Below are 7839 nucleotides of genomic sequence, written 5' to 3'. Positions count from 1 at the left end.
GGGCACCAGCTGCGCGGCAGCTCAGGGTGGTGCCGTTCGGCAGCGCACGGGAGAAAGTCTCGATCACAGGCGGGTCTCCTTTGGGGTCCATGCGGCGAGGAGGCGCCAGCGCTGTGATCAGGGCTGCTCGTCGATGGGGGCTTGCTCGGGAATGGCCGCGGGCTGCCCGTCTTCGGGGTGCGCCCAGCGCCACAGCAGCTCGGCCGCCTCGTCCACGCCTTGCTGCTTCAGTGCGGAGAACAGTTTGACCTCGCCGCCGCCGGCCTGCAGTCGCGCAATCGACAGCGCCTTGGCGCCGTCCGAGCGCGTGAGCTTGTCGGCCTTGGTCAGCAGCACCAGGAACTTGAGCCCTTGCTCGACCCGCGGCCGGATCACTTCGAGCAGGATGTCGTCGAGCTCGGTCAGGCCATGGCGCGGGTCGCACATCAGCACCACGCCGCGCAGGTTCTCGCGGGTCATCAGGTAGTTGCCCATGACCCGCTGCCAGCGCAGCTTGGCCTCCTTCGGCACGGCCGCATAGCCGTAGCCGGGCAGGTCGGCCAGCACCGCATCGTCGACCTTCTGCTTGCCGACGCCGAACAGGTTGATGTGCTGCGTGCGGCCCGGCGTCTTCGAGGCGAAGGCCAGCCGGGTTTGCTGCGTGAGCGTGTTGATGGCGGTCGACTTRCCGGCGTTCGAGCGGCCGACGAAGGCGATCTCGGGCAGCTCGAAGGGCGGCAGATGCTCGAGCTGGGGAGCGCTCGTGAGGAAGTGGGCGGTGTGCAGCCAACCACGCGCCACACGGGCGCGTTCGGCGGCTTGAGGGTCGACGGCGGTCGCCGTGCGGGAGTAGCTGACGGCGGGCTTCCGCGGCGGGGTGGTCATCGATGAGCTTTCGGTACGGGGCGCCATTGTAGAATCGCCGGGTTTTGCGCCATAAATCCAAGCCCCCGATATGAAGTTGTTTGCCAAAATTCTGCTTGCAGCCCTGTTGGGCGCCGCCGCCAGCGCCAGCTTCGCGGCTGACGAGCCCGCTGCAAAGCCGGCCGCCGAGGCGCCCGCCAAGGCGCCGAAGCCCGACGTCGCCAAGGGGGACACGGTCTTCAATGCCACGCCGGCCAACAGCCAGAGCTGCGCCTCGTGCCACAACGCGGACGGCAATTCGGCGATCGCGGCGAACCCCAAGCTGGCGCAGCAGCACCCCGAGTACATCCTCAAGCAGCTGCAGGACTTCAAGTCCGGCAAGCGCAAGAGCGCGATCATGAAGCCGATGGCCACGGCGCTGTCGGATGAGGACATGCGCAACATCGCCTGGTTCGCGGCCTCGAAGAAGGTCAAGCCCGGCTTCGCGAAGGAGAAGGACCTGGTCGGCCTGGGCGAGCGGATCTTCCGCGGCGGCATCGCCGATCGCCAGATCCCGGCCTGCGCCGGCTGCCACAGCCCGAACGGTGCCGGCATCCCGGCGCAGTACCCGCGCCTGGGCGGCCAGCACGCCGACTACACGGCGCAGCAGCTGACCCTGTTCCGCGAAGGCACCCGACTGAATTCGCTCGTCATGACCGGCGTGGCCGCCAAGCTCAGCAACAAGGAAATCGCCGCCGTGTCCGACTACATCGCCGGCCTGCGCTGAATTCCGGCTCTCGAAGCCTGAACCAACCGCCGATAACAAACTCCTAACAAGGCGGGCCGATCCGGCAGGATGGCCCGCCTTTTTTCTTTTCACGCCTCGCACCCATGTCAGTCTCCACCCACGGCCTTCGTGTCCGTCATGGCCCCCACGCGGTCCGCGCGGCGGTGGAGCTGCTCTCGTCGATGCGCTTCGCGATCGCGCTGCTGACCATTATCTGCATCGCCTCGATCATCGGCACCGTGCTCAAGCAGCACGAGCCCTTCGGCAACTACGTCAACCAGTTCGGGCCCTTCTGGGCCGAGCTGTTCCATGCCGCGAAGCTCGATTCGATCTACAGCGCCTGGTGGTTCCTGCTGATCCTGCTGTTCCTGGTGGTCAGCACCTCGCTGTGCATCGCGCGCAACACGCCGCACATCCTGAAGGACCTGCGGACCGTCAAGGAGGGCATCCGGGCCCAGAGCCTGAAGGCCTTCGGCCAGCGCGCTGAGGCCGTGCTCGACGAAACACCCGACAAGGCCGCCAAGCGCATCGGCCAGCTGCTCGCCGGCGGCGGCTGGAAGGTCAAGCTGCAGCACCGCGAGGGCGACGGCTGGATGGTCGCCGCGCGGGCCGGCGGCGCCCATAAGCTCGGCTATATAGCGGCCCACAGTGCGATCGTGCTGGTCTGCATCGGCGGCCTGTTCGACGGCGACCTGGTGGTGCGGGCCCAGACTTGGTTCAACGGCAAGAGCGTCTACACCGGCGGCGGCCTGATCGCCGACGTGGCGCCCGAGCACCGCCTGTCGCCGCGCAACCCGACCTTCCGCGGCAACATCCTGGTGCCCGAGGGCGCGCAGGCGAGCGTCGCGATCCTGAACCAGTCCGACGGCGTGCTGCTGCAGGACCTGCCTTTCTCGATCGAGCTCAAGAAGTTCATCGTCGAGTACTACTCGACCGGCATGCCCAAGCTGTTCGCCAGCGAGGTGGTGCTGCACGACCGCGAGACCGGCGAGCAGCTGCCGAGGCGCATCGAGGTCAACCACCCGGCCAGCTACAAGGGTGTCGAGATCTACCAGTCGAGTTTCGACGACGGCGGCTCAAGCGTGAAGCTGAAGGCGATACCGATGGGCGCGGCGGCCAAGGCCTTCGAGATCGACGGCACCATCGGCGGCAGCAGCGAGATCACCAACGGCAGCGAGCGCCTGACGCTCGAGCTGGTGGCGCTGCGCGTGATCAACGTCGAGAACTTCGCCGACAGCGCCGGCGGCGCGATGTCCAGCGGCGCCGACGTGCGCAAGGTCGACCTGCGCCACGACCTCGAGTCGCGCCTGGGCGCCGCCAACAAGACCAACAAGCCCAAGGTGTTGCGCAACATCGGCCCCAGCATCGGCTACAAGCTGCGCGACGCCTCGGGCCAGGCGCGCGAGTTCCAGAACTACATGGTCCCGGTGGACACMGGCGATGGACAGCCGGTGTTCCTGCTCGGCGTGCGCGAGCGGCCCGAGGATCCCTTCCGCTACCTGCGGGTGCCGGCCGACGAGCAGGGCTCGATGGACGGCTTCGTGCGCATGCGTGCCGCGCTGGCCGATGCCAGGCTGCGCGACCGCGCCCTCGACCGCTACATCGCGCGCGCCACCGATCCCAAGCGCCCCGAGCTGGCGGCCCAGCTGCGCGGTTCGGCCGCCCGGGCCCTGGCGCTGTTCGCGGGCACCGAGCCCGCCAAGGCGGACGCGGTCAGCCGCGGCGGCTGGCAGGCGGTGGCCGAGTTCATGGAGGCCAACGTGCCCGAGGCGGAACGCGAGCGCGCGGCCGCGGTGCTGGTACGCATCCTCAACGAGGTGCTGTTCGAGGTGCTCAACCTGAGCCGCGAACAGGCCGGCCTGGCGGCCATGCTGGCCGACGAGAAATCACAGCCATACCTCACGCAGGCGGTGCTGGCGATCAGCGACGCCTATTTCTATCCGGCCCCGGTGGCGATGATGATGAGCGACTTCAAGCAGGTGCAGGCCAGCGTATTCCAGGTCGCGCGGGCGCCGGGCAAGAACATCGTCTACCTGGGCTGCCTGTTGCTCATTGTGGGCATTTTTGCGATGCTGTACGTGCGCGAGCGCCGGCTGTGGGTGTGGCTCGCGCAGGACGGCGACAACGCCCAGGGCAGCGCGGCGACCCTGGCCTTCTCGGTCAACCGCAAGACCATCGACAGCGACCGCGAATTCGAGCACTTGAAGCACAAGCTGCTCGCCATCAGGGAGGACAACGCGTCATGACAACCACCACGCTCACGCTCAACGACAGCTGGCTCTCGCGCCGCAACGCCCTCGACTGGGTGTTCGCGCTGCTGGTGCTGGCCGGTGCTTTCTTCGCGTTCTCGCGCTTTCACGGCGCGATGGACTACTACGAGCAGACCATCCTGGTGGTGGCGGTGCCGGCCGCCATCTGGCTCGGGTGGTTCTGGCGCCCGCTGCGGGTGCTGGCGATGGTGGTCGCGGCCGCCGCGCTGCTGGCCATCGTGTCCTACCAGGGCGACCTGGCGCGCGCCGACAGCGTCTTCTGGCTCAAGTATTTCCTCTCGAGCCAGTCGGCCATCCTCTGGATGAGCGTGCTGTTCTTCATGAGCACGCTGTTCTACTGGATCGGCTTCTTCGGCGGCAGGCAGGGCGACGCCATGGACCTGATCGGCTCGCGCCTGGCCTGGGCCGCAGTCACGATGGCGCTGATCGGCAGCATGGTGCGCTGGTACGAGAGCCACCAGCTCGGCCCGGACATCGGCCACATCCCAGTCAGCAACCTGTACGAGGTGTTCGTCCTCTTCTGCTGGCTGACCGCCACCTTCTATCTCTACTTCGAATGGCGCTACCGCACGCGCGCGCTCGGCGCCTTCGTGATGCTGGTGGTCAGCGCCGCGGTCGGCTTTCTGCTTTGGTACACGCTGGTGCGCGAGGCCCACGAGATCCAACCGCTGGTGCCGGCGCTGCAGAGCTGGTGGATGAAGCTGCACGTGCCGGCCAATTTCATCGGCTACGGCACCTTCTCGCTGGCCGCCATGGTCGCTTTCGCCTACCTGATCAAGGAACAGGCCGACGAGTCCCGCTGGTACAAGCTGACGCCGATCTGGCTGCTGGGCGTCGCGCTATGCTTCGTGCCGGTGGCCTTTCGCCAGCGGGTGCAGGAGGCCGGTGGCAGCTACTGGGTCGGCTATGCCGCGATCTCGGCGCTGATCGCCGCCGGCATCCTGATGGGCCGCAAGCGCATCGCAGCGCGGCTGCCGGGCAACGAGGTGCTGGACGACGTGATGTACAAGTCGATCACCGTGGGTTTCGCCTTCTTCACCATCGCCACGGTCCTCGGCGCCCTCTGGGCGGCCGACGCCTGGGGCGGCTACTGGAGCTGGGACCCGAAGGAAACCTGGGCCCTGATCGTCTGGCTCAACTACGCCGCCTGGCTCCACATGCGGCTGGTGAAGGGGCTGCGCGGCACCGTGGCGGCCTGGTGGGCGCTCGGCGGGCTGGCCGTGACGACCTTCGCCTTCCTGGGCGTCAACATGTTCCTGAGCGGGCTGCACAGCTACGGAACCCTGTAGGCGCACGCCGGTCTTTCGCTTGTGAAATGATCCGCAGGCGCCTTCGGCGCGTAACCGGATCGGCGTCGGCAACGAACTCACCCTGACACCCGATTCAGGTGAAAGGCATTCCATCATGTTGATTCACTCCCGCGACGACGGCTTCATCCACCCGCGTTCGAACGAGATCACCCCGCGCGCCGTCTACGAAGGCCGGCGCGACATGCTGCGCTGGCTGGCCGGCGGCGCAGCCGGTGTCGCCATGGCCTCCTGGGCCGCGCGCGACGCCATTGCGCAGGCGACCGCACCGGGCAAGCTGGCAGCCTTGCCGGGCGCGAAATCGGCCGTGTCCGGGGCCCAGACGATGGAAAAGCTGACCGACTACAAGGACGCCACCAGCTACAACAACTTCTACGAGTTCGGCACCGACAAGGGCGACCCGGTGAAGAACGCCGGCAGCCTCAAGACCCGGCCCTGGACGGTCGAGGTCGAGGGCCTGGTCAAGAAACCCGGCAAGTACGGCATCGAGGACCTGATCAAGCTCAGCGCCCAGGAAGAGCGCATCTACCGCCTGCGCTGCGTCGAGGGCTGGTCGATGGTGATCCCCTGGGTCGGCTACTCGCTGTCCGAACTGATCAAGAAGGTCGAGCCTCAGGGCAATGCCAAGTATGTCGAGTTCCTGACCCTGGCCGACCCCAAGACCATGCCCTTTGTCGGCTCGCGCGTGCTCGACTGGCCCTATGCCGAGGGCCTGCGCATGGACGAGGCGATGCATCCCCTGACGCTGCTGACCTTCGGCATGTACGGTGAGGTGCTGCCGAACCAGAACGGCGCGCCGGTGCGCATCGTGGTGCCCTGGAAGTACGGCTTCAAGAGCGCCAAGTCGATCGTCAAGATCCGCTTCGTCGAAAAGGAGCCCGGCACGGCCTGGAACAAGGCCGCTGCGCAGGAGTACGGCTTCTATTCCAACGTCAACCCGAACGTCGACCACCCGCGCTGGAGCCAGGCGACCGAGCGCCGTATCGGCGATGGCAGCGGCCTGTTCGCCAAGCGCACCAAGACCCAGCTCTTCAACGGCTACGAGGCGCAGGTCGGCCAGCTCTACGCCGGCATGGACCTGAAGAAGAACTACTGAGCGCAGCGCCGTGAACAAGCTGTTGCTGCACCCGGCCGCCAAGCCGCTGGTGTTCGTCCTGTGCCTGCTGCCCTTCGCGTGGCTGTTCTACGGTGCGCTGACCGATGGGCTCGGCGCCAATCCGGCCGAGTATCTGATCCGCTCGGCCGGCGACTGGACCCTGCGCTTCATCTGCATCGTGCTGGCGGTCACACCGCTGCGGGTCATCTGCAAGGTCAATGCGCTGGCGCGCTTTCGCCGCATGCTGGGGCTGTTCGCCTACTTCTACGTGGTCATGCACCTGCTGAGCTACGCCTGGTTCGACATGGGCTTCGAGTTCGACGACATCGCCAAGGACATCGCCAAGCGGCCGTTCATCCTGGTTGGCTTCTCGGCATTCGTGCTCCTCACGCCGCTGGCTGCCACGTCGTTCAACCGCGCCATCAAGGCGCTGGGCGCGAAGCGCTGGCAGGCGCTGCACAAGCTCGTCTATGGGATCGCCGGCCTCGGCCTGCTGCACTTCTTCTGGATGCGCGCGGGCAAGAACAACTTCGCCGAGGTGTTCGTCTACGCCGCGATCATCGGTGCGCTGCTGGGCTGGCGCGTCTGGAACTTCGCGCGCAGCAAGAAGATGCCGCGGCCGATTGCCGCCACGGCACCGCGGGCGCCGGTCAGTCGCTGAAGCGCTCGCTTGCCAGCTGGTCGTCGATCGATTCGCGACGGCGGATCAGCGTCGCCTGCGTGCCGCTGACCAGCACTTCGGCTGCGCGGCCGCGCGTGTTGTAGTTGCTGGCCATGGCCATGCAGTAGGCGCCCGCGGACAGCACCGCCAGCAGATCGCCAGACTCGACCCGCAGCGAACGGTCGCGGCCGATCCAGTCGCCGCTTTCGCAGACCGGGCCGACGACGTCATAGGTGGCCGCGTCGCCGGCGCGCGGGGTGAGCGGCACGATCTGGTGGAAGGCCTGGTACATGGCGGGCCGCGGCAGGTCGTTCATGGCCGCATCGACGATGCAGAAGTTCTTTTCCTCGCCCGGCTTGAGGTAGAGCACCTCGGTCACGCAGACGCCGGCATTGCCGACCAGCGAACGGCCAGGTTCGACGATCAGGCGGCGCTTGCCGAAGCCTCGCCCATCGAGGCGCGCCAGCAATTGCTGCCACAGCGCATCGGCGGCGGGCGGTGTGTCGCCGTTGTAGTCGATGCCCAGGCCGCCGCCGAAGTCGAGATGGTGCAGCGGCACGCCGGCCGCCTCGATTGCCTCGACCAGGTCGAGCACCCGTTCCAGGGCTTCCAGGTAGGGCGAGGCGTCGGTGATCTGCGAGCCGATGTGGCAGTCGATGCCGACCACCTGCAAGCCCTGCAGCGACGCTGCATGCTGATAGATCGCGACGGCGCGGTCGTGCGCCACGCCGAACTTGTTGCCCTTGAGACCGGTCGAGATGTAGGGATGCGTCTTTGGGTCGACGTTGGGATTGATGCGGATGCTGACCGCCGCGCGGCGGCCTTCTTCGAGCGCGACCGCGTTGAGCACGTCGAGCTCGGCCTCGCTTTCGACGTTGAAGCAGCCGATGCCGGCC

General features: G+C 67.2%; 7 protein-coding genes. 5 read left to right on the top strand and 2 right to left on the bottom strand.

The window, feature by feature from the left end; all coding sequences use genetic code 11:
- Positions 1 to 117: 117 nt before the first annotated feature.
- Positions 118 to 864 carry a ribosome biogenesis GTP-binding protein YihA/YsxC gene (yihA, locus tag AC1DY5_RS33775; protein WP_478118625.1) on the bottom strand — a complete coding sequence of 249 codons (747 nt, stop codon included), beginning with the start codon at positions 862 to 864 and terminating at the stop codon, positions 118 to 120.
- Between the two features lie 70 nt (positions 865 to 934).
- Between yihA and AC1DY5_RS33770 the strand changes: the two genes are divergently transcribed.
- The 5 genes from AC1DY5_RS33770 (at position 935) to AC1DY5_RS33750 (ending at position 6943) form a co-directional block, all read left to right on the top strand.
- A complete protein-coding gene (locus tag AC1DY5_RS33770; RefSeq protein ID WP_478118624.1) occupies positions 935 to 1609 on the top strand; it encodes a c-type cytochrome in 675 nt (224 codons plus the stop codon).
- Positions 1610 to 1713: 104 nt separating this feature from the next.
- Positions 1714 to 3855, top strand: coding sequence for a cytochrome c biogenesis protein ResB (locus tag AC1DY5_RS33765; protein ID WP_478118622.1), 2142 nt, complete (start codon positions 1714 to 1716; stop codon positions 3853 to 3855).
- Positions 3852 to 5168, top strand: a complete 1317-nt coding sequence (gene ccsB, locus AC1DY5_RS33760; protein ID WP_478118620.1) for a c-type cytochrome biogenesis protein CcsB — start codon at positions 3852 to 3854, stop codon at positions 5166 to 5168. The genes AC1DY5_RS33765 and ccsB overlap by 4 nt, the downstream gene beginning before the upstream one ends.
- A 115-nt stretch (positions 5169 to 5283) precedes the next feature.
- Complete coding sequence (gene msrP / locus AC1DY5_RS33755) at positions 5284 to 6282, top strand: protein-methionine-sulfoxide reductase catalytic subunit MsrP (protein ID WP_478118618.1); 999 nt, start codon at positions 5284 to 5286, stop codon at positions 6280 to 6282.
- A gap of 10 nt (positions 6283 to 6292) precedes the next feature.
- Entirely contained in the window at positions 6293 to 6943 is a 651-nt protein-coding gene (locus AC1DY5_RS33750; protein WP_478118616.1) for a protein-methionine-sulfoxide reductase heme-binding subunit MsrQ, read from the top strand.
- Here AC1DY5_RS33750 and lysA read toward each other — a convergent pair.
- On the bottom strand, positions 6933 to 7839 hold a 907-nt coding region (lysA, locus tag AC1DY5_RS33745; RefSeq protein ID WP_478118614.1), incomplete at its 5' end, for a diaminopimelate decarboxylase. The two genes, AC1DY5_RS33750 and lysA, sit on opposite strands and share 11 nt — an antisense overlap.

This window comes from Variovorax sp. P4_D9, assembly GCF_056401695.1.
The sequence above is the reverse complement of the archived record's forward strand: the minus strand, read 5'-3'. Positions and strand labels throughout refer to the sequence as shown.